Annotated in this window: 26 protein-coding genes; 13 read left to right on the top strand and 13 right to left on the bottom strand. The window is 61.7% G+C overall.

Annotated elements, in window-relative coordinates; all coding sequences use genetic code 11:
- Positions 1-61: 61 nt before the first annotated feature.
- Positions 62-2,266, bottom strand: a complete 2,205-nt coding sequence (locus ABIE32_RS17920; protein ID WP_429018118.1) for a prealbumin-like fold domain-containing protein — start codon at positions 2,264-2,266, stop codon at positions 62-64.
- Positions 2,263-3,159: a LysR family transcriptional regulator gene (locus ABIE32_RS17915; protein WP_429018116.1), complete on the bottom strand. Its 897-nt coding sequence runs from the start codon at positions 3,157-3,159 to the stop codon at positions 2,263-2,265. The genes ABIE32_RS17920 and ABIE32_RS17915 overlap by 4 nt, the downstream gene beginning before the upstream one ends.
- A 306-nt stretch (positions 3,160-3,465) precedes the next feature.
- Here ABIE32_RS17915 and ABIE32_RS17910 point away from each other — a divergent pair, with 306 nt between their 5' ends.
- From ABIE32_RS17910 to ABIE32_RS17900, 3 genes are all read left to right on the top strand, one after another.
- Positions 3,466-4,155 carry a TetR/AcrR family transcriptional regulator gene (locus ABIE32_RS17910; RefSeq protein WP_429018114.1) on the top strand — a complete coding sequence of 230 codons (690 nt, stop codon included), beginning with the start codon at positions 3,466-3,468 and terminating at the stop codon, positions 4,153-4,155.
- A 213-nt stretch (positions 4,156-4,368) separates the two neighbouring features.
- Positions 4,369-5,097, top strand: a complete 729-nt coding sequence (locus ABIE32_RS17905) for an OmpW/AlkL family protein (RefSeq protein WP_429018112.1) — start codon at positions 4,369-4,371, stop codon at positions 5,095-5,097.
- A gap of 242 nt (positions 5,098-5,339) precedes the next feature.
- The gene (locus tag ABIE32_RS17900; RefSeq protein WP_224151164.1) at positions 5,340-5,921 is read left to right on the top strand and encodes a DJ-1/PfpI family protein; all 582 of its coding nucleotides are present in this window, start codon (positions 5,340-5,342) and stop codon (positions 5,919-5,921) included.
- Here the strand turns inward: ABIE32_RS17900 and ABIE32_RS17895 are convergent.
- On the bottom strand, positions 5,895-6,080 hold the full coding sequence (locus tag ABIE32_RS17895; RefSeq protein ID WP_429018110.1) for a hypothetical protein: 186 nt from the start codon (positions 6,078-6,080) through the stop codon (positions 5,895-5,897). The two genes, ABIE32_RS17900 and ABIE32_RS17895, sit on opposite strands and share 27 nt — an antisense overlap.
- Between ABIE32_RS17895 and ABIE32_RS17890 the strand changes: the two genes are divergently transcribed.
- Positions 6,079-6,492, top strand: coding sequence for a hypothetical protein (locus ABIE32_RS17890; protein ID WP_224151162.1), 414 nt, complete (start codon positions 6,079-6,081; stop codon positions 6,490-6,492). The genes ABIE32_RS17895 and ABIE32_RS17890 overlap by 2 nt on opposite strands.
- Before the next feature lie 109 nt (positions 6,493-6,601).
- On the opposite strand, the gene ABIE32_RS17885 is transcribed toward ABIE32_RS17890, so the two are convergent.
- Positions 6,602-7,582: a siderophore ABC transporter substrate-binding protein gene (locus ABIE32_RS17885; RefSeq protein ID WP_429018108.1), complete on the bottom strand. Its 981-nt coding sequence runs from the start codon at positions 7,580-7,582 to the stop codon at positions 6,602-6,604.
- Positions 7,583-7,661: 79 nt separating this feature from the next.
- The gene (locus ABIE32_RS17880) at positions 7,662-9,776 is read right to left on the bottom strand and encodes a ligand-gated channel protein (RefSeq protein WP_429018106.1); all 2,115 of its coding nucleotides are present in this window, start codon (positions 9,774-9,776) and stop codon (positions 7,662-7,664) included.
- 282 nt (positions 9,777-10,058) lie between these two features.
- Between ABIE32_RS17880 and ABIE32_RS17875 the strand changes: the two genes are divergently transcribed.
- Positions 10,059-10,193 carry a hypothetical protein gene (locus ABIE32_RS17875; RefSeq protein ID WP_429018104.1) on the top strand — a complete coding sequence of 45 codons (135 nt, stop codon included), beginning with the start codon at positions 10,059-10,061 and terminating at the stop codon, positions 10,191-10,193.
- An 8-nt stretch (positions 10,194-10,201) separates the two neighbouring features.
- On the opposite strand, the gene ABIE32_RS17870 is transcribed toward ABIE32_RS17875, so the two are convergent.
- Positions 10,202-11,521, bottom strand: a complete 1,320-nt coding sequence (locus tag ABIE32_RS17870) for a DUF445 domain-containing protein (RefSeq protein ID WP_429018102.1) — start codon at positions 11,519-11,521, stop codon at positions 10,202-10,204.
- 177 nt (positions 11,522-11,698) lie between these two features.
- Here ABIE32_RS17870 and ABIE32_RS17865 point away from each other — a divergent pair, with 177 nt between their 5' ends.
- Positions 11,699-11,956 (top strand): DUF3297 family protein, encoded by a 258-nt coding sequence (locus ABIE32_RS17865; protein ID WP_429018101.1) that lies wholly within the window; start codon positions 11,699-11,701, stop codon positions 11,954-11,956.
- Between the two features lie 177 nt (positions 11,957-12,133).
- On the opposite strand, the gene hmpA is transcribed toward ABIE32_RS17865, so the two are convergent.
- Complete coding sequence (gene hmpA, locus ABIE32_RS17860; protein WP_429018099.1) at positions 12,134-13,312, bottom strand: NO-inducible flavohemoprotein; 1,179 nt, start codon at positions 13,310-13,312, stop codon at positions 12,134-12,136.
- 140 nt (positions 13,313-13,452) lie between these two features.
- On the opposite strand from hmpA, the gene norR reads away from it, so the two are divergent.
- Together norR and ABIE32_RS17850 are read left to right on the top strand one after the other, a co-directional pair.
- Positions 13,453-15,075 (top strand): nitric oxide reductase transcriptional regulator NorR, encoded by a 1,623-nt coding sequence (gene norR / locus ABIE32_RS17855; RefSeq protein ID WP_429018097.1) that lies wholly within the window; start codon positions 13,453-13,455, stop codon positions 15,073-15,075.
- 66 nt (positions 15,076-15,141) lie between these two features.
- Positions 15,142-15,942, top strand: a complete 801-nt coding sequence (locus tag ABIE32_RS17850) for a hypothetical protein (protein WP_429018096.1) — start codon at positions 15,142-15,144, stop codon at positions 15,940-15,942.
- A 105-nt stretch (positions 15,943-16,047) separates the two neighbouring features.
- On the opposite strand, the gene ABIE32_RS17845 is transcribed toward ABIE32_RS17850, so the two are convergent.
- The 3 genes from ABIE32_RS17845 to ABIE32_RS17835 all read right to left on the bottom strand — a co-directional run bounded on the left by ABIE32_RS17845 (position 16,048) and on the right by ABIE32_RS17835 (position 18,564).
- Positions 16,048-16,464 (bottom strand): FKBP-type peptidyl-prolyl cis-trans isomerase, encoded by a 417-nt coding sequence (locus ABIE32_RS17845; RefSeq protein ID WP_429018094.1) that lies wholly within the window; start codon positions 16,462-16,464, stop codon positions 16,048-16,050.
- 81 nt (positions 16,465-16,545) lie between these two features.
- Positions 16,546-17,682 (bottom strand): aminotransferase class V-fold PLP-dependent enzyme, encoded by a 1,137-nt coding sequence (locus tag ABIE32_RS17840; RefSeq protein ID WP_395027361.1) that lies wholly within the window; start codon positions 17,680-17,682, stop codon positions 16,546-16,548.
- A gap of 153 nt (positions 17,683-17,835) precedes the next feature.
- On the bottom strand, positions 17,836-18,564 hold the full coding sequence (locus ABIE32_RS17835) for a YggS family pyridoxal phosphate-dependent enzyme (protein WP_429018092.1): 729 nt from the start codon (positions 18,562-18,564) through the stop codon (positions 17,836-17,838).
- 38 nt (positions 18,565-18,602) lie between these two features.
- Here ABIE32_RS17835 and ABIE32_RS17830 point away from each other — a divergent pair, with 38 nt between their 5' ends.
- From ABIE32_RS17830 to ABIE32_RS17815, 4 genes are all read left to right on the top strand, one after another.
- Complete coding sequence (locus tag ABIE32_RS17830) at positions 18,603-19,646, top strand: type IV pilus twitching motility protein PilT (RefSeq protein WP_224151151.1); 1,044 nt, start codon at positions 18,603-18,605, stop codon at positions 19,644-19,646.
- 153 nt (positions 19,647-19,799) lie between these two features.
- The gene (locus tag ABIE32_RS17825; RefSeq protein WP_429018089.1) at positions 19,800-20,408 is read left to right on the top strand and encodes a cyclic nucleotide-binding domain-containing protein; all 609 of its coding nucleotides are present in this window, start codon (positions 19,800-19,802) and stop codon (positions 20,406-20,408) included.
- 84 nt (positions 20,409-20,492) lie between these two features.
- Positions 20,493-21,629 carry a PilT/PilU family type 4a pilus ATPase gene (locus tag ABIE32_RS17820; RefSeq protein WP_224151149.1) on the top strand — a complete coding sequence of 379 codons (1,137 nt, stop codon included), beginning with the start codon at positions 20,493-20,495 and terminating at the stop codon, positions 21,627-21,629.
- A gap of 3 nt (positions 21,630-21,632) precedes the next feature.
- A complete protein-coding gene (locus ABIE32_RS17815) occupies positions 21,633-22,652 on the top strand; it encodes an NAD(P)-dependent oxidoreductase (protein ID WP_429018087.1) in 1,020 nt (339 codons plus the stop codon).
- Positions 22,653-22,740: 88 nt separating this feature from the next.
- Here ABIE32_RS17815 and ABIE32_RS17810 read toward each other — a convergent pair whose 3' ends face one another.
- From ABIE32_RS17810 to ABIE32_RS17800, 3 genes are all read right to left on the bottom strand, one after another.
- Positions 22,741-23,559: a BON domain-containing protein gene (locus ABIE32_RS17810; RefSeq protein WP_429018146.1), complete on the bottom strand. Its 819-nt coding sequence runs from the start codon at positions 23,557-23,559 to the stop codon at positions 22,741-22,743.
- The gene (locus ABIE32_RS17805) at positions 23,559-24,158 is read right to left on the bottom strand and encodes an SIS domain-containing protein (RefSeq protein WP_224151147.1); all 600 of its coding nucleotides are present in this window, start codon (positions 24,156-24,158) and stop codon (positions 23,559-23,561) included. Before ABIE32_RS17805 ends, ABIE32_RS17810 begins: the two co-directional genes overlap by 1 nt.
- 205 nt (positions 24,159-24,363) lie before the next feature.
- Positions 24,364-24,786 (bottom strand): YraN family protein, encoded by a 423-nt coding sequence (locus tag ABIE32_RS17800; RefSeq protein ID WP_429018085.1) that lies wholly within the window; start codon positions 24,784-24,786, stop codon positions 24,364-24,366.
- Between the two features lie 26 nt (positions 24,787-24,812).
- Between ABIE32_RS17800 and rsmI the strand changes: the two genes are divergently transcribed.
- The gene (gene rsmI, locus ABIE32_RS17795; RefSeq protein WP_429018083.1) at positions 24,813-25,754 is read left to right on the top strand and encodes a 16S rRNA (cytidine(1402)-2'-O)-methyltransferase; all 942 of its coding nucleotides are present in this window, start codon (positions 24,813-24,815) and stop codon (positions 25,752-25,754) included.
- Positions 25,755-25,774: the final 20 nt, after the last annotated feature.

Genomic DNA, 25,774 nt, shown 5'->3' with positions numbered 1-25,774 from the left:
GCCCATCGCCCGAAGATGGGCGGATTGGCGGATGGACGGGGGTGTTCCGGCCAATCAACGATTACGCCGGCTGTGCCCTGCCCGCACGAAGCTTCAACCCCGACACCAGCAGCACCGCCAGCGCCAGAATTGCGAGAATTGGGGGTGTACCTACCGGCACCGGCGTGGCATTGGCCGCCTCGATGGGATCACTATCTGTCGAGATGCATGGAGCATCAGCGGTGCAATGCCCGCCAACGAGCACTGCGCTGTTCTGTGCTGTACTGCCCATGGCGCCAGTGACCTTTGCTGTCACGGTGTAGGTCACGGATCCGCCTGCAACGACGGTAATGCCGGTACACACCAGGCCTGTGCAAAGGCCCAGGTCGGAGCCCTTGCCATCTCCGGCCTTATCGCTCATCACAAGATCGGACAAGCCACTTGCCGCTTGGTCTGACCAGCTCAACCCACTGACAGGTGTGGCACCTGGATTTGAAATCATGACGGTGTAGGTCACGATGTTTCCTGGTGCCACTGCAGCCACACCATTGGTTTTTGTAATGTTGAGAGGCGCCTCGCTGCTCACTGCCGTCGTTACTGCTGCACAATGGGCATCCCCTGCCGCACAACTCCCCGGCTCCGGAGGATTGCCACCATTGAATGGATCGCCGCCGCCGCCCACGGAGGCCATGTTGGTCACTCCTGGAACAGCACCTGCACTGACGGCGACTGGCAAGGGGATGGTGGAGGTCGCCCCCATGGAAATGGGCGTGCTGCTGGTACAGGAGACATCCTGACCGCTCACCGAGCAATCCCATCCGCCATACGTTCCGCTGTTGGCGGACACGCCTGCAGGCAGACGGTCCCGAACCGTGAGCGCTCCGGAGGTGCCCACCGTGCCATTGTTGCTGACGCTGAGACTGTAGATGGCTCCGCTTTGCTGAACGACCCAGGGCCCGTTGCTCGATTTTGCGAGGCTGAGCTTTGGCACTGGGTTGACAGTGATGACGATGTTGGCCATTGCAGTCATCCCTGCTGCATCCGTGATCTCGTAGGGAATGGAGACGACGCCTGTGAACCCCGCAGTTGGAGAGAATGTGTAGTTGCCGTCGGAGTCCACGGTGATCGCTCCGCCTGCCACGTCACGGCTGCAGGGAAAAGATGCGCAGACCGCGCCATTGAGCGCCGACAACGCAATACCCGTCCCCGTATCGTTGGTGAAAATGGAGGTGCTGCTGCTGACCGGAACATCCATCCATGTGGACTGTGTATCGTTGGCTGCGACCAAAAGCGAATTGGTCATCGTGCAGGTAATGTTGGCTGCAGAACTCAGGCGCGCGGAAGGTATCGTCACGCCATTTCCGCTCCTGACGCCAAAAGTGCCGGTATTGCCTGTTATCGCGCTATTGGCGTCTGTACACGATGCGCTGGCCAGGCGCCATCCAGGAGGAGAGGCGGGTACGGTTTCGTTGATGGCAACAGTACCCGTAGGATCTGGGACAAAGCTTGCGGCGCTGTCCACCGGCGCATTGACTGCGGTAGTCGTCAATACCGTACTGCTGGCAGACAGGTTCGTATTGGCGAACGAAAAGCTGCCTGTACCACCCACACTGGTCTTTCTGGTCGTGATGCAGGTGGGAATGGAAAGAAGTGCGTACCCCACCATATCCAGTCCATCGAGCCTCGCGGTACTCAGGGTCAGACTGGAAACGAGATTGGCGGAGTTACCCACCACAGCACCTGATTCGCGAACGGTGGAGACGCTGGAGGTTTTGGAAAGAACCCCGGTAGCTGGCGTATAGGTCAACGGATTGGTGGGCGCTCCAGTGCTGTCCAGCATGCTTGAAAAGCCGAAATCTCCCGGGCTCGCACCTCCTGTGACGCTCAAAGTCAACGCGGGTGAGTAGGCGGGGGAGATGGTCGTTGCCACCCCAACATCGAAGACCACCAAGGCAACACGGTTGGCCGGCACTGCAGGAGAGAACGTGTAGGTAATCGAGGTGTTTCCGTTTACCCGTATGTAATTGGTGCTTGCAAAACTTCTAGCCACTCCTTGCACATTTTGCAATGTGAACCCCGTACCAGAGCCAAAGGTGGAAGATGCGCTCACATTCACCCCCACGGTGCTGGGATATGACTGCAGCGCAAAGCTTCCCCCAGAGGGAGCACCATTGGCGCCAAGTCCACAGGTCTGTGCTTGGGCAATCCCCATGCAGCAGAAGAATCCGAGAAGAGCCCCCCATTTCATCGCTTGCGCTGTAAATCCATTTTTAATGGATCGATTCATTCTTCACCTCTTATTCTGTGCTTATTTATATTTTCCAAAAGATAGCTCCACAGATCACTCAGGGCACTGTCCTGGTCATTCTTGCCCGTTCCAAGCATCAGGCATATTTTTCTGGGAGAGATCAGCTCTTTCAAAGGGCGAAATACCAGCCCCGACTCGGGGTGCGATTTAATCTGCAGCTTGAAAGCAAGCCCCAAATGGCAATTGTTGGCAACCAATGCGTAAAGCGATTCGATGAAATTGAGCGTTGTCAAACGGGAAAAATCAATTCCCTCCTTGTCAAGAGCATTCTGGATAATTTGAAATGTATTGCCACGATCCAGTATCACCAGGTGCTCACGCCTCAAATCATTCCAATCTATATCTTCCTTATAGGAGAGAGGGTGCCCTGCTGGAAAGACAACCATCATTTCATCATTCTCGACATGCGAAAGCTGCACGGATCTGGATGTCCGAAACTCCAGCCCCATCCCAATATCGGCGTTGCCAGTAGCCATTGCTCTTGATAATTCATCGCTATGCATATCCACCAATTTCAGATTGACCAGTGGATTTTTTAATCGCCACTTGGAAAGCCAGGGAGCGAGCAGATGCAAGGCAGATGGTATGCAGGCAATTCTTATTGTGCTGGTGCGATATTTGACCGATTGATGGAGCTCTCTGACGCCATTTTCAAAGCTGTTCACCATCCATTCGACATGCTCTCGGATCGCCTCTCCTTCATTGGTCAAGCGGACATGGTGCGTGCTTCTGTCAAAGAGATTTGTATCCAGTCCCTTTTCCAGTTCTCGAATGGCGGAAGATACTGCCGGTTGGCTGATGCTGAGTGCATCTGCAACGGTGGTGAAGCTCTTGAAGTTGGCCAATTCTTTGAAACAGGTCAACTGACGCATCGTTGGGGTTATCTCTGGCATCTTTCCCCTTTTAGATTCTTCTGGACGTTCGCAACCCATCAAGTGCTTTGAACGATCAATGTAGTTTATGGAATTTCAAATCTTTATAGGTCATTAAAACAAAGATAGGTCAAAGAGACAATCAATGAGCGCGGAAAAAGTGTCAACAAATGTTTGACATGCATCAAGGCGACCGGCAAAAGACACGGAACACTGGATGTCCCCACCAGTGATAGATTTCTAAAATATCGTTAGAAAATTTCAGGGCCTACACTAGAGGACCTTAACGATTCAAGAGTTCGCGCCATGCCTGGTAGCAAGAAGAGCAGACCTGAATCCCGTGTGACGGCTGAGCCCGCGTCACAGGGAGTTATCTCGGAGCCCGTATTTCGGGCTCAAGGTTTGCGCACCCGGAACAATCTTCTCGAGCAAGCGAGGAAGCAGCTCCTATCGGAAGGAACGGTTGGATTTAGCTTACGTTCAGTTGCAAAAGCTGCCGGAATCTCTATCAGCAATGCGCAGTACTACTTTCCAGGCAGGACTGAACTGCTGCGCGAGGTGATGAAGCCGGTGCTCGAGGGCTACACCTCGCAGATGGACCCGGTTGCCATCTCCAGCCTCTCTCCGGAAGCTGCCCAGGACGTGCTTCGGGCGCTTTTCCAACAGGCTCTGGCAGATGCACAGAGTGTTGAACAGGCAACACTGATCATGCATTTCTGGTCCATCGGCGCCGGCGACCCGGAGGCACAGGAGGTGCTTGGTGAGGCCTACGATGTCATGATTTCCGGAACCGCAAGCATCATCGGCCGCGCCTATCCTACGATTGAAGAGCGCTCGGCAGTCGAATTGGCCGCCCTGCTGGTAGCGATGTGCGACGGCTTGCTGGTGCAAGTAGCACTGGTGCAGCGCGCACCAGCCTCCGTGGAAGGCATCGTGAATTGCTTTCTCTCCAGTGCGCAATTGCTTCTAGAGCAGACGGCACAAAAAGACAAGTGATGATCTCACCAAAGATATGCCTGCCATATACACGATGGCAGGCATTTTTTTGTCCCCGCATTTTCCCTTGGTCCTGAAAAATTAGAACGAGTGTGCTTTTTTTGCCGAAACTAGGCAGTTCTCCCGTCGACAGTGCCGGGCGCACTTCGTATGCTCTGATCCATTACCACCGCTTTTTCGACCCCGTTCAAGCAGCAGACTAGGAGACAAACCATGACTCGTCAGGCAAAAAAATGGATGTTGGTGGCCGCCACGGCCGTGCTCGCCAGCAGCGCATACGCGCAAAAGGCAGGCGATTGGGTGATTGGCGGCGGTGCGCTGCTCTATGCCCCGCAGGACAGCACCACACCGCTGCGCTTTGTCAGCCCGGTGGAGCGGGAACTGCCAGGATCGGGGGCAAGTGTGAAAAACGCCACCACGCTGGGCCTGAACGTGCACTACTTCCTGACCGACAACTGGGCCGTCGAAGGTGTGCTGGGCATTCCGCCCAAGATCAAGCTCGATGGCGCAGGCACACTGGCGCCACTGGGTGAGCTTGGCAGCGCCAAGTTGTATGCCCCATCGGTGCTGGGTAAGTATTTCTTCGGCAACCCCGACGACAAGTTCCGCGTATCGGTGGGTGCCGGTGTCACCTACTCCGCATTCCGCAGCATTCGCCTGAGCCAGGGCTTGCAGAACACGCTGGGCGGCGCACTCAAGCTGCCACCGGGCGCATCGTCCACCTCCGCCAGCATCGACAGCAAGTGGGCCCCTGTTTTCAACGTGGGTGCCAACTACGCCATCGACAAGAACTGGGGCGTGACCTTCTCGGTGTCCTACATCCCGATGAAGACCAACGCTACGCTGACCACGCAGGCGGGCGGCAAGACGGTGGCGGTGTCCAAGACACGTGTGACGCTGGACCCGATCGTCCCCTTCCTGTATGTGACCTACAAGTTCTGACGCTCCGCTCAAGCGCCCTTGCGTTTTGCGATGGCTCCAAGCCATCCTTGTGCGCCCCGCTGCAAAGCCGGGCGCTTTTTTCATGGCTCGCCATCGTCCGCCATGGGCCAGCAAGCCCAGCTTCGTGTCGGCATGATGACTTTGTACCCGCATCGGCTGGGCAGTTTCCTCAATGTGCAGCCGGGCAGCCCTCGTTCACAATGGCTCGGCCCTTGTTCTTTTTCACCTGAGGAGTCTTACCCATGGCAGCGAAGAAAATCCTGATGATCTGCGGCGACTACTGCGAAGACTATGAAACCATGGTGCCCTTCCAGACGCTGCTGGCGGTGGGCCACACCGTGCATGCCGTCTGCCCCGACAAGAAAGCCGGCGACCAGATCAAGACCGCCATTCACGACTTTGAAGGCGCGCAGACCTACAGCGAAAAACCTGGCCACAATTTCACCCTGAACGCAACATTTGCCGACGTCCAGGCCGAAAGCTATGACGCCCTGGTCATTCCCGGCGGGCGCGGGCCCGAGTACCTGCGCAACAACGCTGCCGTTCTGGCTGCGGTGCGCCATTTCTTCGATGCCAACAAGCCAGTGGCGGCCGTGTGCCATGGCGCGCAGTTGCTGGCCGGCGCCGGTGTTCTCAAGGGACGCACCTGCTCGGCCTACCCCGCCTGCAAGGCAGAGGTGGAACTGGCCGGAGGCACCTATGCCGACATTGCCGTGGACCAGGCCCATACCGAAGGCAATCTGGTGAGCGCACCGGCCTGGCCCGCCCATCCGCAGTGGCTCGCACAGTTTCTGGCGTTACTGGGCACGCGCATCCAGCTCTGAGAACGTTTTTTGATGAAACAGGCTGCTGGCGCGCTCTGCAGAATCGCCAGCAGCTTCTGAAACAATAGCAAATACGGAGCCACCGCCTTCGCCTTTGATCAGATGCACAAAGGGCCTGTTACCATCGCAGCCCTGCCCAAGAACTTGCTGCCGCGCCATGACTGCTGACACCTACTCCACCGAACTTGCCGCCGGCAACCAACTCGTCGCTCAAGCGCAGCAAATGGCAACCACGGATTTCGCCGCCGCTCGCGCGCTGTGGCAGCAGGCAGGTCAGGCCTTCTACCGCGCGCACCAGGCCGACCGCGGCCAGCCCGAGGCTGCATTCCGCCTGGCCCAGGCCTGGATGGCCGAAGCCCATGCACTGCAAAAGGAAGGCTCGCCCAACGCCCAGGTGATGTGGCAAAACGCTGCCGCCCAGTGCGAACTGGCTTTCGATCAAGAGCCCACCAACGCCCGTGTCGCCATGGCAGCAGCCAGTTGCCACCACTTCGCAGGAGACGATGAATCTGCCGATGCCTGGATGCAGATTGGCAAGCACCTGGCCGAGCCGGGCCCTGCGCAAAGCTGACCCGAGCACCGAGCAGGCATGCAACCTGCGAAGAAAAAAGGAGTGCGTCACAGCACTCCTTTCTTCGTTAAACCACGAAGTCCGCTGGATGCGGAGTTGCCCCGCTGCCCTAGCGGCGGCCCCACACCTCCTTCAGCTGCGCAGCGTTGTGCAGCATGGCCTGCGGGCCTGCAACGCCCAGCAGATACCAGATTCGGGGGTCCAGAAACACCACCTGGCCTTTCTTGCCAGCCTCGGTGTTCTTGATCGTGTCGTTGTCAAACAGCTCCTGGCTCGCCACCACGGGCTTGCCTTCGCGGTCGGTGGTGCTGCCGGTTCCGGCGTTGCGGTCGATCACGTACAGCCACGAGGGGTTGATGTTGGCGATGTCGTCCATCTTCAGCGGCACGCCGCGCGGCTTGGCCGGGTCTGCCGCCAGTGCAGGTTTGACGCCCAGCACGTCGTACAGCAGGCCAAAGCGCGAGCCTGGCGTCTGGCCGTTCATGTTCCTGCTTACCGCCAGCACCAGAAGGCCTGCATCCTTTTGCTGCGCGATGGCGCGGGCGCTGTCCACTTCGGCGCGCACACGCTGCATCAGTTGCTGGCCTTCGGCCTGCTTGCCCCACAGGCTGGCGAGCGTATTGACGTTGCGCTGCATGTCGTCGAGCAGGTGCTGGTTGTTCACCGTCAGATCGATCGTTGGAGCGATCTTGCTCAGGATGTCGAACTTGCCTGCGCTGCGCCCGGCAATCACGATCAGATCGGGCTGCAGGTGGCTGAGCGCATCAAAATCAGGCTCGAACAGGCTGCCCGCCACCGTGTACCGCGCATCGGCATAGCCTTTCATGTAGGCCGGGAAGTTGGCCTTGGCCAGGCCCGCCACGGGCAGCTTCAGCGCCTGCATGGTGTCGAGCGATGCCAGGTCATACACCACCACGCGCTGGGGTGCATACGGCACCGTGGCCGCGCCCTTGGCGTGCTGCACGGTGATGGTGGCTGGCTGCTGGGCCAGCGCCGGGCCTGCCATCGGCAAGATCGCCAGGCCCAGAGCGATGCTCCATAGGGGACGCAGGTGGCTTGATCCCGCAGCTTGCATTGCGTTCGCTGTCATTGTTCTTTCCTCATTGGTTCAAAAGCGATGGCGCCGCAGCGCGCCTGTGCGCCGCCACGGCAAGAAGGTTGAAGGCCGGTCAGAAGCCCGCAGTCACCTTGGCCCAGTAGCGGCGGCCGTCATACACGGCGCCGAAGTCGGTGGTATCGACGCGCTTGTCGAACAGGTTGTAGACACCGGCGCTGAACTTGACGTTCTTCGACAGGGCGTAGTTCACGCCCAGATCCATGAAGGTGAAGGACGGCGTGCCCTTGGCCATGGAGGTGCGACTCAGGTAATCCGATGCAGCGCCGCGGAAGTTGACACGGCTCCATACGCCCAGCTTGCTGCTGGCTTGCCAATCCACCGTGGCATTGAGCATGTGCTTGGGCATCTTGTTCAAAGGCTTGCCTGCAAACGCACCGCTCTTCTGCTCCGAACGGGTGAAGGTGTAGTTGGTGGCCAGGCGCAGGTCGTCGGAGGCCTTCCAGGTGGCGGTGGCTTCGATGCCGCGCATCGTGGCTTCGTCCACGTTCACGCGGTCGCTGATGAACTTGTAGGGTGTGCCGTAGATGCTGCAGTTGCCGGTGACGATGGCGCGGCCACCGCCTTCGGTGTCCTCGCAGCTGCGCACCTCGGTGATCTTGTCCTTGAAGTTGGTGTTGAACAAGGTCAGGCTGCTGCTGAAGTTCTGGCGGTTGTCCCAGATCAGGCCCAACTCCTGGCTGGTGCTTTTCTCGGGCTTGAGGTTGGGGTTGCCGCGGATGATGGCCGGATCGCCTCCGCCACCGGTAATCTGCCCCCAGTCGGCCACCGCCGCGCGCAGATTGGGCGCCTTGAAGCCGGTGGAGATGCCGCCCTTGACGCTCAACTGCGGCGTGGCGTGCCACACGCCGTAGATGCGCGGCGTCCAGTCGGTGCCGTAATTCTGGTCGTGGTTCATGCGCAGGCCGGCTGTCAGCGCAATCTGGTCAGTGGCCCGCCATTCGTTCTCGGCGAAGACCGCCCACTGGTAGCGCTTGAGCGTGTCGATCGGGTTGGCCACCCGCAGTTGGTTGCCGTTGTCCGTCAACTTTTCCTGCTTGTAGAAGACGCCCACGGTCGTCAGGTTGCGCTCGCCCAGCGGCATCACGATCTGGCTGTTGAATTCGGTGTTCTTCACGTTCATCTCGCGCGAAGGGTTGTCCACCTCTTCATGCTGGAGGTAGGTGGTCGAGGTACCGAATCCCCAGCGCCCGGTGTGCGACAGCGCGAAGTGGTTGCGGGTGTAATCGGAATAGCTGGAGGTGCTGCTGGCCGTCTTGCCCTTGGTGGAGTAGCGGTCCTGCAGGGTACGGCCCAACTCCAGCGCCAGATCGTGGTCCTTGTTCGGGGTCAGCGTGAGCTTGGCTGTGCCGGAGGTGCTGTCCTGCTCGTTGAATCCGTTGACAAAGCGATCTTCGAGGCGCCGCGATTTCTGGCCGTAGATCTGCAGGCCCAGCACGTCGCTCTTGATCGGCCCGGCCAGGTAGAAATTGCTCTGGTACATGTCGCCCGAGCGGGATGATTCCTGCTGCGTCGTCTCCGCGCTCACCGTTCCGGTCCATTGCTTGGCCACCTTGCGGGTGATGATGTTGATCACCCCGCCCATGGCATCGGAGCCGTAGAGCGACGACATGGGCCCGCGCACGACTTCGATGCGCTCAATGGCAGACAGCGGCGGCAGCCAGCCCTGCTCAATACCGGCGCCATCGCTGTTGGGGCGGGTTTCGCGCGAGTTCTGTGGTTTGCCGTCCACCAGGATCAGCGTGTAGTTGGCCCCCATGCCGCGAATGCTGATGTCGCTGGAGGAGCCGCCGCCCGTCAGCACCACACCCGGCACATCCTTGAGCGCATCGGTCACATCCCGGTAGGCTTTTTTCTCCAGCTCCTGGCGCGGAATCACCGTGATCGACGCGGGCGCGTCTTCCACGGCCTGCTCAAAGCCGGAGGCCGTGACCACCATGGTCGCCAGCGTGCTTTCTGCCGCGCCGCCCGTATCTGCCTGGGCCACGGTGACAGCGGCTTGCTGCTGCTCGGCGGTCTGCGCCAGCGCAGCGCCTTGCAGGCCGGCCGCCGCCATCGCCAGCGCGACGGCTCGCAGCCGGTGCTGGCCGGTTGCCAAAGGCGAAACAGAGGTGGAAGAAAACGGACGTGCCAAAGCAGCGCCCACCGCAGCAAATGCGCAGGAGGACATGGGTAAGCTCAAAACTAGTGGTAAACAACAGTCACGCGGCAGCGCTCCACGGGTTGCGCGAGCCAGTCGCGATCAACCTGGAAGCTGGCAACGGACCAGCGAACATTCGCTTGTTGTGAGGGCTGCGGCCACGGTGCTCGGAGGGAGTCCGTCCTGGCTACACACGCCCGCTAGTGAGGCGTGAAGAATGGCAGCGATTGCACGAGGGCAAGTGCCATATGGCTGGGCAAAGGGAAAACGCGAATTGCCTGAATTGTAATGCGAACAATTCTCATTATAAACATGAATGAAGAAGTGTTGCCGAATGTGAAGACATTGAATGGTGGCGAACTGCATCAGCTTCTTCGGAATCAGGCTTGGGAGCACAAAAAACAGCCGCTGGCGCTTGCCTGTCCTGCGCAGCAGATTCAATCTTGATAGCAGACTCAGCCTGCGCCCAGCCGCGCGGCAAGCCACCCCAGCCAAAACAGCACAAAGCCGATCAGCCCGCCCACCAAGGTGCCATTGATGCGGATGTACTGCAGATCGCGGCCGATGTTCCACTCGATCAGATCGCTCAGCTCCTTCGCATCCCAGCGCTTGACGGTATCGGCAATGTGGGTGCCGAAGAACTGCGAAATCTCGGGCGCCAGGTCACGCACCCAGATCTCCATGCGCTCGTTCAACGAAGCGCGCAGGGCATCGTCGGCGGACAGCGATTTGCCCAGCCACAGCCCCATGCCCCGCACATTGCGCGCCACGGCCGAATGCTCATTGGCCAGGTCGCGCTGCAGGCTGGCGCGCAGGCTTTGCCACAGCTCCTGCACATACTGGCCAACGGCGGCGTCGTGCTGCAGGTAGCGGCGCACTTCCTCGCCCTTCTGGTGCCATGCGGGGTCGTTCTCCAGGCGGGCGATCCATTCCTGCATGGTTTCGTCGAACTTGGCGCGCAGCACATGGCCGGGGTTGTCGGCAATGGCATCGAGCAGATGCTCCAAGCTGCTGGCGATCATGGCCGAGCCCTTGTCGCTCAGCCAGCCGGTGGGCAGCATCTTTTCCTTCAACGGGTGCTCGGTCTTGAGCCAATGGGCAATCGTCTGCGCCATCAGCTCCCGCGTCTCGGCTTCGCGCAGCAGCTCCACCAGCTTGTCGAGCGCCTGCTCCAGCAGCACCTGGTGGCGGCCCTCATGGGTCAGCACAGTCAACACCCTGGACAGCGACTTGGACAGATCGAGCTGCCCCAGCAGCGTGCGCAGCGCCAGCTTGATGAAGCGCTCCACCTGCGCATCCTGCACCGTGGCCAGCGCAGCGGCCGCGAGGCGCGCCACCTGGTGGCCCAGCAGCTCGGCATTGGCGGGCGAGCGCAACCACTGCGCCATCTTGTCGGCAGGCTGGTGCGTGCGCACCAGTTGCACCAGCGAGTCACCGTCAAGAAAGCGTTCGCGCACGAACACGGCCAGGTTCTCGCCGATGCGGTCCTTGTTGCGCGGAATGATGGCGGTGTGGCGCGAAATCCAGGGAATGAGAATGTGCTTGAAAAGCGCCGACACGGCAAACCAGTCGGCCAGCGCGCCCACCATGCCCGCCTCGGTCATCGCGCGCAGGCAGCGCAGCGCCAGCTGCCAGCGCTCAGAGTGAGCAAAGGGCTGGCCCAGGCTCCAGCTGGCCAGCACAAACAACATTGCCACTGCAATCAGCAGCAGCAGCGGGGTACGCTTGGCGCGGCGCAGCAGGTTCTGCTGCTCTTCTGTCAGAAGCATCGGCATGGGCCCACTGTAGCGGCAAGCGTCGGCAGTTGCCAAGTCGGCCAGAACCCCTCCTTTGCCACACGGCGCGAGGCGCCGGTTTCAATTCCGGCCCATTTCTGGCCATCGGAATTGGCCCAGCTCCCGGTGGAATTGCAAAGTATGGACAATGGCGGCCATCCACTTTCAAGGCCAAGCATGATCGATACCAACAACACCGACCGCCCCGCACTGCCCGACCACCTGTCCATCGACCCCAAGAGCCCGCATTTTGTGCGCGAGGTGTTCAGCCACGACATCGGCATCCGCTTCAACGGCACCGAGCGCAATGATGTCGAGGAATACTGCGTGAGCGAAGGCTGGGTGAAGGTGCCCGCTGGCAAGACGGTGGACCGCAAGGGCCGCCCACTGCTGATCAAGATCAAGGGCCTCGTTGAGGCGTATTACAAAGACTGACGCCAGCCGGCACCGAGCGGCATGACGCTCGGTGCCGCCGCGCCAGCCTTCAAAAAAGTGAGCTGCCTGCGCTTGCTCCTCAAGACATTCAACGGATATTTCCATTGAAGTGCCCTGAAGACCTGCGCAGGCAGCTCTTTTTTTATTGCTGTGCAGCGGCGTGGGAGATGGGCCGCATCAGGCCAGAGCTTCGGCGGGGCCGAAGAACTCGTAGCGCACCTGCTTGTCGGGCACGCCCAGGCTGTGGAGCGAGCGCTTGAGCACGCGCATGAACGGGCGCGGGCCGAGGAAGTACACGTCCGCATCGCGCGAAGCGGGCAACCATTCGCCCAGACGCTGCTCGGTCAAATAGCCTTCGGCATCGACCGCGTCCTCCGGCACCGCGCGGTCATAGCAGTAGTAGCGTGTGAGCTGCGGGTGTTCGGCAGCCAACTGGTCGATGCGCTCGCGGAAGGCATGCACCGAGCGATCTCGCGCGCAGTGGATGAACGTGACCGGGCGCTGGGCCGCCAGCGCGGTGGCCAGCATGGGCAGCGTAGGCGTGATGCCGACGCCGCCGCTGATCAACACCAGCGGCTTGCTGCTTTCCTGCAGCGTGAAGTGGCCTGCCGGAGGGAAGAGCTGCAGCGTGTCGCCCACCTGCACCTGGTCGTGCAGAAAGTTGGACACCTTGCCACCCGCCTCACGCTTGACGCTGATGCGCAGGCTCCTGCCGTTGGCCGGGGCCGAGAGCGAATAATTGCGGCGCTGCTCCACGCCGTCCACCACGGCACGCAAACCGATGTACTGGCCCGGCAGATGGGCGATCACCGCACCGCCATCGGCGGGCACCAGATAGAACGAGGTGATCTCGGCGCTCTCCTCCACCTTCTTCTCCACCTTGAAGGCGCGCTCGCCGCGCCAGCCGCCTTCTGCCTCGGCCGTACGGTCGTACACGCTGCGCTCGGCAGCGATCAGGATATCGGCGAGCCGCTGGTAGGCAGCACCCCAGGCTGCGATCACCTCGTCGGTGGCAATTTCGGCGCCCAGTACCTCGCGGATGGCGCGCAGCAGGCAGGTGCCGACGATGGGGTAGTGCTCGGCCTGCACCTGCAGCGCCACATGCTTGTTCACGATCTGCGCGGGCAGGTCGCCCAGATTCTCCAGCTTGTCGATGTGCTTGGCATACATCAACACACTATTGGCCAAGGCGCGCGGCTGGGCGCCGCTTTGCTGGTGGGCCTGGTTGAACAGCGGGCGCACCTCGGCGTACTCGCCCAGCATGATCTTGTAGAAATGCGTGGTCAGCGCCTCGCCGCCTGTCTCCAGCAGCGGTACGGTGGATTTGACGATCTCTTTTTGACGGTCAGTCAGCATGCTTACTCCTTGCGTGTATTCATCTTCTGTAGTGCAGATAGCGTGCCAACACCATTCTTGAGGAATATCAATGTGCTGCACAATGATTGCAGTCATACTGACAACCCGAAAATGCAGTGCTTTTGACATCACAGGTCGTTTTGACATCATCCAAAATCCTCAACGCGGTGATTCCCCTGGTGGCCGATCTGGCACAGGAGATGCCCGAGCGCGAACGGCTGCGCCGCCTGCTGGCTGCGCTGCGCACCCTGTTGCCTGCAGATGCCGTGGCCCTGCTGCGGCTCGAAGGCGAATGGCTGCGGCCCGTCGCCATGGACGGCCTGGTGCCCGATGCCCTGGGCCGGCGCTTCAAAGTGGCCGAGCACCCGCGCCTGGCGCAATTGCTGGCCGCCGGCCAAGCCATGCGCTTTGCCCCCGACAGCCCCCTGCCCGACCCTTATGACGGGCTGATCGCCCACAGCCTGCACCAGGGCCCGCTGCATGTGCATGACTGCATGGGCTGTGTGCTCCAGACCGGTGGCCTCGCCTGGGGCCTGCTCACACTTGACGCGCTGCAGCCCGGCCGCTTTGAAGGCAGCCAGGCGCTGGAGTTGCTGCAGGCCTTCAGCAACCTGGCCGCAGCCACGGTTGCCACGGCAGAGCGTGTTCAGCAAATATCCCAGGTGGCCCGCAGCGCCAATGCGCCCGCCACACGCGGCCCCGCCCAAGGCGCACACGGCATGCGGCAGATCCTGGGCTCGAGCCCCGCCATCCGCCAGTTGCAAAAGCACATTGCCCTGGTCGCCGCCAGCGACCTGGCCGTGCTCATCACCGGCGAGACCGGCACCGGCAAGGAACTGGTGGCCCAGGCCGTGCACGCGCAATCGGCGCGCGCAGACCGCCCGCTCATCAGCATCAACTGCGCTGCACTGCCCGACAACCTGGTGGAAAGCGAGCTTTTTGGCCACGTGCGCGGCGCATTCACGGGCGCGCTGGCCGAGCGACGCGGCAAATTCGAGCAGGCGCACCAGGGCACCCTGTTTCTCGATGAAGTGGGCGAGCTGTCGCTGCCCGTGCAGGCCAAACTGCTGCGTGTGCTGCAAAGCGGCCAGTTGCAGCGCCTGGGATCGGACCGCGAACACCAGGTGGACGTGCGCGTGATCGCCGCCACCAACCGCGACCTCGCAGATGAGGTGCGCGCCGGTCGCATGCGCGCCGATTTCTACCACCGCCTGTGTGTCTACCCCCTGGTGGTGCCGCCGCTGCGCGAGCGCGACAGCGACACGCTGGTACTGGCCGGCAGCTTTCTTGAAGAAAACCGCTCACGCCTGCAACTGGGCGGGTTGCGGCTGGATTCTGCCGCGCAGGCCGCGCTTCTGCGCTACCCCTGGCCCGGCAATGTGCGCGAGCTGGAGCACTGCATCAGCCGCGCCGTGCTCAAGGCCCTCAGCCGCACCCTGCCCCAGGGCAAGGACCGGGCGCGGCCGCGCATGCTGAGCATTGGCGAAGAAGACCTCTGGGATGCCGCCGCAGCAGCGCCCATGCCGCCCGGGCTGGCGGGCGCGGCGCTGCCGGCATCTGCTGTCGCACCGATCATCGAGGCTGCCAGCACGCCTTTGGCAAGCCAGGGCCTGCGGGACAGCCTGCAGGCCTATGAACGCCAGCTGGTTAGCGCGAGCCTTGCGCGCCACAACGGAAGCTGGGCCGCAGCGGCGCGCGAGCTTCAACTGGACCGAGCGAACCTGCAGCGACTGGCCAAGCGCCTGGGAATTGAGCGACACTAAGAACGTGCCGCCCTCCCCCTCCATTCCAAGCGCCCAGGATGTGGGCTATCTGCCACAGAACACCTTATGAAAACTGGTCGCTTTCCACCCCCTGGGCACCAGGCGGACCCTATTCCCTTTCGCCGCCTGAACTACGACTTTGCCTTTGAATGGGTGGAAGCGCCCGGCAGCCTGGAAGCGCTTCTCGCGCATCTGGATAGCCTTCGCGCGGCCGATCCATTACACCGCTACCTGTGCACCCTGGACGACACCGCCCAGTGCAGCTATACCAGCGGCCATGCCCGCAGCGACGAGCGGCTGGAGGTAGATGCGCCCGAAAACATGGACTGGGATGCCCCCGCCGAGCTCACCGCCTGGGAACTGGCCTGCCTGCAGCACCGCGTGCAGCAACTGGCCAACCCGGAGTTGGCGCAGACCTGGAGCGACGTATGCGGTAGCCTCAATGCAGCCCCCGAGGACATCGATTCGCTGGTATCCGTCAACGCCGACCCCGATGCCTTGCTGGACGAGGTGGTCTACATCCAGCGCCTGCCGGTGCCGTCAGATGACCTGATGATCGCCGGCCAGCCCAATGGCTATTTCAGCTGCGACTGGGACACCTTCCAGAACCATGCCGTCATCCGCCATCTGGCTGCGCAATGGAGCTACCGATTTTTCGGTATGGGCGCCGCCTGGATGGGTTTTGTGCGCCAAGCCCCGCTCGGCAGCGACGAAGCACGTCACCTGGTGGACGAGTTGCGCACCTTGTACGGCAGCGACCAGGGCAATGAGGTGCTGCAGCACCCCGCGTGGCAGACCCTGGAGCAATTGCTGCAGACGCAACGTACCCTGCTGCTGGGCTATACCGAAAATATGGGCGACTATTGACGGCGGCCACCAGCGGCGCCCTGCCCGTCCAATGAAAAAGGCCTGAACACGGGTTTCCGCGTCCAGGCCTCGCATCTACCGATGCGGCATCGGGTGACGGGCGTTTTACTGGCCCTTGATGCCCAGCAGTTCCACCTCGAAGTTCAAGGTTGCATTGGGAGGAATGACGCCGCCCGCACCGCGCGCGCCGTAGGCAATGCCGGGTGGGCAGGTCAGCTTGGCCTTGCCGCCCACCTTCATCATCTGCACGCCTTCAGTCCAGCAAGGAATCACGCCTTGCAACGGAAATTCGATCGGCTCACCGCGCTTGTAGGAGCTGTCGAACTCCTTGCCACTGTCAGGGAAGGTGCCCTTGTAGTGCACCTTGACGGTGTCGCTGGCTTTGGGGCTGGCGCCCGTGCCTTCCTTCACGCTCTCGTACACCAGGCCGCTCTTGGTGGTGACTGGCTTGGTCTGGGCGTGGGCGAAGCCGGCAGCCAGGGCGATGGCAGCGCACAGGGCGCTGGCGGTCAATGCTTTCATGCTGAAAAATCCGTTTCCTAAAACCAGAAAAAATGCATTTTGCGCGCTTCGGGTGCGCGCCAGCAGCTATCAAAACAGAAGTTAACCTTTGATACCCAAATCGTCCAGCCCTTTACGCAAATGGCCGACGGTTCTGTCGACGTTGTGCCACTTGTCCAGGCCGAAGAGGCCGATGCGGAAGGTCTTGAAATCCGGCCCTTCGTCGCACATGAGCGGCACGCCAGCTGCCGTTTGCAGGCCGACGCTGGCGAATTTCTTGCTGTTCTGGATGTCTGGATCGGTGGTGTAGCTCACCACCACGCCCGGCGCCTTGAAGCCTTGCGCCGCCACACTGGGAAAGCCCCGCGATTCGAGCAGTTCGCGCACCTTCTGGCCCAGCAGCATCTGCTCCTGCCGCAGCTTGTCAAAGCCGTAGCCTTCGGCCTCCTTCATCACATCGCGCAGATGCACCAGGGCATCGGTTGGCATGGTGGCGTGGTAGGCGTGCTGGCCTTTCTCGTAGCCTTCGGCAATCTGCATCCACTTCTTCAGGTCGCAGGAGAAGCTGCTGCTCTTGGTGTCATCGATTGCCTTTCGCGCCCGCTCGGAGAGCATGACCATGGCGCAGCAGGGCGTGCCGCTCCAGCCCTTTTGCGGCGCGGTGATGAGCACATCCACGCCGGTTTTCTGCATATCAACCCACATGGCGCCGCTGGCCACGCAGTCGAGCACCATGAGCGCACCCACTTCGTGCGCGGCCGCACTGATCGTCTGCAGGTAGTCATCAGGCAGGATGATGCCGCTGGCCGTTTCCACATGCGGCGCAAACACGACCTGGGGCTTTTCCTTGCGGATGGTGGCGGCCACTTCGTCTGCGGGGCACGGCGCCCACGCATCCTGCGCGCCATTGCCCGAGGGGCGTGCCTTGCAGATGACGGCGCCGCCACCGAGACCGCCCTCTTCGAAAATCTGCGTCCAGCGGTAGCTGAACCAGCCATTGCGCACGATGAGCACCTTGGCCTTGTTGGCAAACTGGCGGGCGACGGCTTCCATGCCGAAGGTGCCGCTGCCGGGCACGATGACGGCCGTGTGCGCGTGGTAGGTGGTCTTGAGGATGTGGAGAATATCGCCCATCACGCCAATGAATTTCTTGGACATGTGGTTGAGCGCGCGGTCGGTGTAGACGACCGAAAACTCCAGCAGGCCATCGGGATCGACGTCAGGCAGCAATCCAGGCATGGTGTCTCCTTGGGAAGGTTTGCAGGTAAGAGGGTACCGGGGCGTCAGCTTATCACGCAGCCCCGGCAGCATGCAGTCCGCATTCATTTGACCAAAATGCTGCGCTGGCGCTTATCCAGTAATCAGAGAGCATTCAAAAACAATAGCAAACCATCAACCTGCTGTCGCATAGTTGCGGTTGCCGAAAATCCCGCTGCCCACGCGCACCATGGTCGATCCGGCCTGCACGGCGGCTTGCAGGTCGGCCGTCATGCCCAGCGACAAGGTGTCCCACTGCGCCAGCTGCGGCAGGCCCAGCCTCGCAATATCGTCAAAAACGGCCTTGGCGCGCTGATGCAGGGCGAGCTGCGCCTCGAAATCGGGCGCGGCGTCAGGGATGCTCATCACACCACGCAGGGCAAGGCGGGGCAGTTGCGCCACCTCGCGCACCAGCGCTTCCACGTCGGCGGGCGCCACGCCAGATTTGGTGGTGCCGCCATCCACGTTGACCTGGATGCAGACCTGCAGAGGCGCCCGGTGTTCGGGCCGCTGCTCCGACAGGCGCTGCGCGATCTTGAGGCGGTCGATGGTGTGCACCCAGTCAAAGTGCTCGGCCACCAGTCGGGTCTTGTTGCTTTGCACCGGGCCGATGCAGTGCCAGACGAGGCCCTTGTCCCGGTAGGCGGGCTGCTCGGCAAAGTAGCCAACCTTCTCCACGCCTTCCTGAATGTAGTTTTCTCCAAACGCTTGCTGCCCTGCTGCAATGGCGTCTGCAATCGCGTCCACACCGAAGGTTTTCGAGACAGCCAGCAGCGCTACGCTGCCCACGGGGCGCCCCGCAGCGCCGCAAGCCTCGTCGATTTGCTGGTGTATGTGCTGAATTTTTTCGACAATCGTGCTCATAATGCTTGGCAGAGTAACAAATCAAAGAGGGAACTGCAGTGGATATCACGCAATTGCTGGCATTCAGCGTCAAAAACAAGGCTTCTGACTTGCACTTGTCGGCCGGCCTGCCGCCAATGATCCGGGTTCATGGCGATGTACGCCGCATCAACGTCGATCCGCTGGACCACAAGCAGGTGCACGCGATGGTCTACGACATCATGAGCGATGCCCAGCGAAAGCAGTATGAAGAGTTCCTGGAAGTCGACTTTTCGTTCGAGATCGACGGTCTGGCGCGCTTTCGCGTCAACGCCTTCAACCAGAACCGCGGCGCAGGCGCGGTGTTTCGTACCATTCCGAGCAAGATTCTCACGCTGGAACAGCTGAACGCACCGAAGATCTTTGCCGAGTTGTCGCTCAAGCCGCGCGGTCTGGTGCTGGTGACGGGCCCGACTGGTTCGGGCAAATCCACCACCCTGGCAGCCATGGTGAACTACCTGAACGAAAACGAATACGGCCACATCCTTACGGTGGAGGACCCCATCGAATTCGTGCACGAGTCCAAGAAATGCCTCATCAACCAGCGCGAAGTGGGACCGCAGACCCTGTCTTTCAGTGCCGCGCTGCGTTCCGCGCTGCGTGAAGACCCAGACGCGATCCTGGTGGGCGAAATGCGCGACCTGGAAACCATTCGCCTGGCCATGACGGCGGCAGAAACCGGTCACCTGGTGTTCGGCACCTTGCACACCTCGTCGGCCGCCAAGACCATCGACCGTATCATCGACGTGTTCCCTGCCGAAGAAAAGGAAATGGTGCGTGCGATGCTGTCCGAATCACTGCAGGCCGTGATCTCGCAGACGCTGTGCAAGACCAAGGACGGCCAGGGCCGCGTGGCTGCGCACGAAATCATGCTGGGCACCCCCGCCATCCGCAACCTGATCCGCGAAGCCAAGGTGGCGCAGATGTATTCCACCATCCAGACCAGCAATGCCGTGGGCATGCAGACCCTGGACCAGAACCTGACCGACCTGGTGCGCCGCAACGTGATCAGCCCGGCAGAGGCACGCGGCAAGGCCAAGACACCGGAAAACTTCCCGGGTTGAAGCCCTGCGTCGGGTGCTTGCCTGTGCAGCGGGTCCAGGCCCCCTGTCACAGCCGTTCACAATTGGCTGACAAACGGTTGCACGAAGGGCGCCAGCGGTGATTGCACACGCCGCTGGCGCCCTTTATCCTTCCGAATAAGGAGATGCAGCGCCATGAATAGCCAGCCCTTGCTCGCACCCGTAGACGCCATGGAAGAAACCGAGACTGGCTTTTTCCTGCAAGGCTTTCAGCAGGCCGGCGCTGCCAATGTCCCGTTCGTCCACTGGAACCAGAGACGCAAAGCCGTCCATGCGCAATTGCTGACGCCGGCAGACCCCGCTGCCGCACTGCGGCTGGTCTGGTCACAGGACACCTCCCTTCGCTACCTGCAATCGCCCTTTATTGACCAGCTGGTGCAATACCTGGAGTTTTACCATGTGCCTGCGCAGCAAACCCTCATCACCCAGGGCGAGCTGGGCGACTACATGCTGATCCAGATGAGTGGCCAGATTTCGGTGGACCGCCGCATGCCCGATGGCAGCTTGGCGCATCTGGCAGACACCCAGGCCGGTGATGTATTGGGAGAAATGTCGCTGTTTGACAGCAGTCCGCGCTTTTCTTCGTGCACCAGCAGCACCGACTGCGCCCTTGCCGTGCTGAAGGCCGATACACTGGATGCCATGATGGAGCTGGACGCATCCACCGCCGCCTACCTGCTGGCGCTGTTTGCACGCAAGCTATCCACCCGACTGCGCCAGACGACCGCCCGGATCGAGCCCTGACACCTTCCCTGTCCTGCTGACCGTGTCCGTCGCTGTTGCGCAAGTAACAACAGCGGTACAAAGCGACACACAGAGAGGATCACCATGGAACGGGACCAGGCCAGTAAATTCATCAACGATTTGCTCAAGCTGATGGTGCAGCGCAATGGCAGTGACTTGTTCATCACTGCCGATTTTCCGCCCGCCATCAAGATCGACGGCAAGGTCACCAAGGTATCCAGTCAGCCGCTCTCGCCCAACCATACGCTGACGCTCGCGCGCTCGATCATGAGCGACCGCCAGGTTGCCGAGTTCGAAAAGACCAAGGAATGCAATTTCGCGATCTCGCCCGCAGGCATCGGGCGATTCCGCGTCAACGCCTTCGTGCAGCAGGGCAGTGTAGGCCTGGTGCTGCGTACCATTCCGCTGACCCTGCCAACCATCGATGGCCTGGGTGTACCCCAGGTGCTCAAGGACGTGGCCATGGCCAAGCGCGGGCTGTGCATCATGGTGGGCGCCACGGGTTCAGGCAAATCCACCACCCTGGCCGCCATGGTGGACTGGCGCAACGAAAACTCCTTCGGCCACATCATCACGGTCGAAGACCCGGTGGAATTCGTCCACCCCCACAAGAATTGCGTCGTGACCCAGCGCGAAGTGGGGCTGGACACCGAAAGCTGGGAAGCCGCACTGAAGAACACGCTGCGTCAGGCGCCCGATGTGATCCTGATGGGTGAAATCCGTGACCGCGAGACCATGGAGCACGCCGTGGCCTTTGCCGAAACCGGCCACCTGTGCCTGGCGACTCTGCACGCCAACAGTGCCAACCAGGCGCTGGACCGCATCATCAACTTCTTCCCCGAAGAGCGCCGCGCGCAGCTGCTGATGGACCTGTCGCTGAATCTGCGCGGCATGGTGTCGCAGCGCCTCCTACCCAAGCAGGACAGCAAGGGCCGCGTGGCCGCCGTGGAAGTGATGCTGAATACGCCGCTGATTGCGGACCTGATCTTCAAGGGCGAGGTGGGCGAGATCAAGGAGATCATGAAAAAGAGCCGCAACCTGGGCATGCAGACCTTTGACCAGTCGCTGTTCGACCTGTATGAGGCCAACATGATCACCTACGAAGACGCGCTGCGCAACGCCGACTCGGTCAACGACCTGCGCCTGCAGATCAAGCTGGGAAGCCAGCGCGCCAAGCGCACCGACCTGGCCGAAGGCACCGAGCATCTCACAATCGTCTAGACTGTGTGCGGAGAGCAGCCGCAGCGGGCTGCACAGCATTCACGGCGCGCCATTGCCATGCACCATGCAATGCGCGCCTTTTCTTTTTCAGGAGATTCCATGCCCAGCAGTATCCAAGCGCGTTCCTACGACTCGACCCCCTCGTTGAAAGTGGCCTTCATCGGCCTGGGCGTCATGGGCTACCCGATGGCTGGCCATCTCGCCCAGGCAGGCCACCAGGTCACCGTGTACAACCGCACCGCCAAGAAAGCCCAGGATTGGGTGGCCGAATTTTCCGCCAGCAAGGCACCGGCTCACGCACCCACGCCGCGCGAGGCAGCTGCCGGTGCCGATATCGTGTTCTGCTGCGTGGGCAATGACGATGACCTGCGCTCGGTTACCACCGGCGCAGATGGCGCCTTTGCCGGCATGCAGCGCGGATCCGTCTTTGTAGACCACACCACGGCATCGGCAGATGTGGCCCGCGAACTCTACGCCCAGGCCCAGGCGCTGGGCCTGCAGTTCATCGATGCTCCCGTCTCCGGCGGGCAGGCGGGCGCCGTCAATGGCCAGCTCACGGTGATGTGCGGCGGCGATGAAACGGTGTTCAACACCATCAAGCCGGTGGCCATGGCCTTTTCGCGCGCATGCACCTACCTGGGCGAAAGCGGCTCGGGCCAGTTGGCCAAGATGGTCAACCAGATCTGCATTGCCGGCCTGGTGCAAGGCCTGTCGGAAGCCATCGCCTTTGGCATGAATGCGGGCCTGAACATGCCCCAGGTGCTGGATGTGGTGAGCAAGGGCGCGGCGCAAAGCTGGCAGATGGAAAACCGCGGCAAGACCATGGTGGAGGGCAAATTCGACTTCGGCTTTGCCGTGGACTGGATGCGCAAGGACCTGGGCCTGGTGCTGGACGAGGCCAAGCGCAATGGCTCGCGCCTGCCGGTAACAGCGCTGGTCGACCAGTTCTACGCCGATGTGCAGCAGATGGGCGGCAACCGCTGGGATACCTCCAGCCTGATCGCGCGCCTCCATAAAAAATGATAGCTATTGGCGCGCACCCAGCATGCGCCAGATGCAAAAAAGGCCGCATATGCGGCCTTTTTGCTGTACAGCGCCATCTGCCATCCCATCAGGGCTTGGTGGTAAAGCCGTCATTGAGCGGCTGCACTGGCGTGGTGGTCACCGGCGAGGTCGTGACACCGGTGCTGACCGGTGTGGCGCTGCTGGCGGCTGCCGGAGCTTGTGCAGGGGCAGGCACCACGGTGGCGGGCTGCGTGCTGACAGGTGCTGCACTGCCGTCGTTCACCACCGGCGCGGCATTGCCGGTGCTGCGGTTCACGCTCAGCGACTTGAGCTCGTCTTCGCTGATCACCTCGAACACGCGCACCACCTTCTGCACATTGCTCACCCCGCGCGCAATCTCGGCCGCACGCTTGGATTCGCGCTCGCTCACACGGCCCATCAGGTACACCACGTTGCGTTCGGTCACGACCTTGATCGAGTTCGACGACAGATCCTTGGCATCCACGATGCTTGCCTTGACCTTGCCCGTGATCAAGGTGTCCGTCGAGCGTTGCGACAGGCTGGAGTTGAACATCACGCCCAGCTCATTGACGACGGACTTCACATTCTGGCTGGCCTTGGCGGCCTCTTCGGCCTTTTGCTTGTACGCCTCATTGGGCACCTCGCCCGTCAGCAACACCTGGCGGTTGTAGCTGGTCACGTTGATGTGGCCGTCGTTGCCCGCCTTTTCGCGGATCGCACTGGCCACACGCAGCTCGATGCTCTCGTCCTCCACCTGGATACCCGTGCTGCGGCGGTCGATCGCCACCACCGTGCCGCCAACGGCAGCGCCACCCAGCACCAGCGGCACACAGCCCGACACGGACGCCGCCATGGCGCCAACTGCCACCAGGCCCAAGGTCACTCGCTTCCAAGACACAGGCATCATTCCTCTTCTCCTAACAACTGGGTATCGATTCCGTCCATCATGCAGTGCAGCACCAGTTGGTGCACTTCACGCACGCGCGTAGGGCGATCGTGAGGTACACAGACCAGCACATCGGTTTCGCTGAGCACACCGGCCAGATTGCCGCCGCTGCGCCCGGTCAGCACAATGGCCGACATGTCACGCTCATGCGCGGCCTGTACCGCCGCCAGCAGGGAGCGATCATTGCCGTCGACGCTGATCACCAGGAGCAGATCCCCACTCTGGCCCAAGGTCCGCACCTGGCGCGCAGCCACCTGGGCGAGCTTGTCGCCAGTCAGGTTGCCACCCAACTGCGCTTGCGCCAGCGGGCCGCCATCGATCACCAGGGCCGCCAGCTCGGGACGTTCGCGATCCAGGCCAGACACGCACATGGCAGCAAACTGCGCCGCCTGTGCCCACGACAGGCCGTTGCCGCAGCACATCACCTTGTTGCCGCTGGTCACGCAGGCCAGAAGGGCATAAACCGCATTGGCGACGCTTTCGCTGATCTCCTGTGACACCTGGTAGTGGAGATCGGCGCTATCGATGAAGTGCTGTTGGATGTGTTGCTCAAGCATGGAGGCCCGATGATACCCTTGGCAGATTTCCCCCTGGTGAAGAACCCGCCCAAAGTCGCTCACGCACCGCAAAGCAGTTTGGAGACAGCCTTTTCTGGCGACGGCGGTCGCACGGCACCGGGCACTGCGCAGACTCTATGGCATTTTGAACCCTTGGTGCATATGCATCAAGCGCCAATAGCTCTGATTTTTGTAGCAAATTATCTCAAATGCCTTCGCCTGCATCAAAGGCCGCCTGCAGCCAGGTGATGGCGGGCTCTACCAGCACCGCGTCGAAGCGGCACGCGGGCAGGCGCGGTTGCGCGGCCAGATAGTGGCGTGCGGCCAGAACGATGCGTCGCCGCTTGGCGGCACCAATGCTGCCGGCTGCGCCGCCAAAATCCGCCCGCCCGCGCTGGCGCACTTCCACAAACACCACCGTGCCATCGCGCTCCTGCATCACCAGATCAATCTCGCCACCGCCGCGACCGGGAGTGCGGAAATTGCGCGCCAGCAACTTGAGCCCCTGTTGTTGGAGATAATGGAGCGCTGCATCCTCGGCCGCCTGGCCGCGTACAGTCGTCGTGGCTACTGCAGCAAACGCTGCCCCATCGGCCCCTGAAGGATGCGCGGCAGTGCGTCCCGGCACGCGCCATTTTTCAAGGATTTTCCACGGTGTCCGCATCATTCTCCCTTGCCCTGCCAGCCGCCAAAGAAGCTGCAGGCCAGCAGCAATATCCGGCCTCCACGCTCTATACCGTGGCCACGCCCATCGGCAACCTCGCCGACATCACCCTGCGCGCGCTGCACGTTCTGGAGATGGCGGACGCCGTTGCATGCGAAGACACGCGCCACACGCACAGCATGCTCCGCGCCTACGGCATTGGCAAGTCGGGCACGCAGTTGATTGCAGTTCACCAACACAATGAGGCCGAGGCCGCCGAGCAAGTCATCGCCCGCCTGCAGCAAGGCCAGCGCATCGCCTATGTGAGCGATGCCGGAACGCCCGGCGTGAGTGACCCGGGCGCCCGCCTGGCAGCGGCCGTGGCGCGTGCAGGCCTGCGCGTCAGCCCCCTGCCCGGTGCCAGCAGCGTCACCGCCCTGGTCAGCGCCGCAGGTGCGGTGGCCGCTGATCACGCCAGCAGCGGCTTTGCCTTCATTGGCTTTCTGCCCACCAAGGCCCAGGAGCGCCAGCAGGCCGTGGCCCGACTGGCCGAGGATGCGCGCACCCTCATCGTGCTGGAGGCACCGCACCGCATTGCCGACCTGGCCCAGGCCCTGGCAGTGCTGGGCGAGCGCCCCGTGACCCTGGGGCGTGAGCTGACCAAGCAGTTTGAAGAAATTGCCACCCTGCCTGCGGCTGGGCTGAGTGACTGGCTGGCGCAGGATGCCAACCGCAGCAAAGGCGAATTTGCCGTGCTGCTGCACCCGCAGGCCGTGGCGCAGGATGGTGGCGACGCTCTGCGCGTGCTGGCCCTGCTGCTGGCCGAGTTGCCGACCAAGACCGCCGTCAAGCTGGCCGCCGACATCACCGGCGCGCCGCGCAACAGCCTGTATGACGCTGCGCTGCAGATGAAACGCAATGCGCAATCCGACGACGATGACAGCGAAGACTGATTTTGAAGAAAACAGGCTGC

The organism is Comamonas sp. 4034, assembly GCF_050434545.1.
GTDB lineage: Bacteria > Pseudomonadota > Gammaproteobacteria > Burkholderiales > Burkholderiaceae_C > Comamonas > Comamonas odontotermitis.
The sequence above is the reverse complement of the archived record's forward strand: the minus strand, read 5'-3'. Positions and strand labels throughout refer to the sequence as shown.

Coding starts and splice junctions, on each gene's coding strand:
- ABIE32_RS17920 (WP_429018118.1), bottom strand. CDS start 2,266: ATGAATCGATCCATTAAAAATGGATTTACAGCGCAAGCGATGAAATGG.
- ABIE32_RS17915 (WP_429018116.1), bottom strand. CDS start 3,159: ATGCGTCAGTTGACCTGTTTCAAAGAATTGGCCAACTTCAAGAGCTTC.
- ABIE32_RS17910 (WP_429018114.1), top strand. CDS start 3,466: ATGCCTGGTAGCAAGAAGAGCAGACCTGAATCCCGTGTGACGGCTGAG.
- ABIE32_RS17905 (WP_429018112.1), top strand. CDS start 4,369: ATGACTCGTCAGGCAAAAAAATGGATGTTGGTGGCCGCCACGGCCGTG.
- ABIE32_RS17900 (WP_224151164.1), top strand. CDS start 5,340: ATGGCAGCGAAGAAAATCCTGATGATCTGCGGCGACTACTGCGAAGAC.
- ABIE32_RS17890 (WP_224151162.1), top strand. CDS start 6,079: ATGACTGCTGACACCTACTCCACCGAACTTGCCGCCGGCAACCAACTC.
- ABIE32_RS17895 (WP_429018110.1), bottom strand. CDS start 6,080: ATGGCGCGGCAGCAAGTTCTTGGGCAGGGCTGCGATGGTAACAGGCCC.
- ABIE32_RS17885 (WP_429018108.1), bottom strand. CDS start 7,582: ATGACAGCGAACGCAATGCAAGCTGCGGGATCAAGCCACCTGCGTCCC.
- ABIE32_RS17880 (WP_429018106.1), bottom strand. CDS start 9,776: ATGTCCTCCTGCGCATTTGCTGCGGTGGGCGCTGCTTTGGCACGTCCG.
- ABIE32_RS17875 (WP_429018104.1), top strand. CDS start 10,059: ATGAATGAAGAAGTGTTGCCGAATGTGAAGACATTGAATGGTGGCGAA.
- ABIE32_RS17870 (WP_429018102.1), bottom strand. CDS start 11,521: ATGCCGATGCTTCTGACAGAAGAGCAGCAGAACCTGCTGCGCCGCGCC.
- ABIE32_RS17865 (WP_429018101.1), top strand. CDS start 11,699: ATGATCGATACCAACAACACCGACCGCCCCGCACTGCCCGACCACCTG.
- hmpA (WP_429018099.1), bottom strand. CDS start 13,312: ATGCTGACTGACCGTCAAAAAGAGATCGTCAAATCCACCGTACCGCTG.
- ABIE32_RS17850 (WP_429018096.1), top strand. CDS start 15,142: ATGAAAACTGGTCGCTTTCCACCCCCTGGGCACCAGGCGGACCCTATT.
- ABIE32_RS17845 (WP_429018094.1), bottom strand. CDS start 16,464: ATGAAAGCATTGACCGCCAGCGCCCTGTGCGCTGCCATCGCCCTGGCT.
- ABIE32_RS17840 (WP_395027361.1), bottom strand. CDS start 17,682: ATGCCTGGATTGCTGCCTGACGTCGATCCCGATGGCCTGCTGGAGTTT.
- ABIE32_RS17835 (WP_429018092.1), bottom strand. CDS start 18,564: ATGAGCACGATTGTCGAAAAAATTCAGCACATACACCAGCAAATCGAC.
- ABIE32_RS17825 (WP_429018089.1), top strand. CDS start 19,800: ATGAATAGCCAGCCCTTGCTCGCACCCGTAGACGCCATGGAAGAAACC.
- ABIE32_RS17820 (WP_224151149.1), top strand. CDS start 20,493: ATGGAACGGGACCAGGCCAGTAAATTCATCAACGATTTGCTCAAGCTG.
- ABIE32_RS17810 (WP_429018146.1), bottom strand. CDS start 23,559: ATGCCTGTGTCTTGGAAGCGAGTGACCTTGGGCCTGGTGGCAGTTGGC.
- ABIE32_RS17805 (WP_224151147.1), bottom strand. CDS start 24,158: ATGCTTGAGCAACACATCCAACAGCACTTCATCGATAGCGCCGATCTC.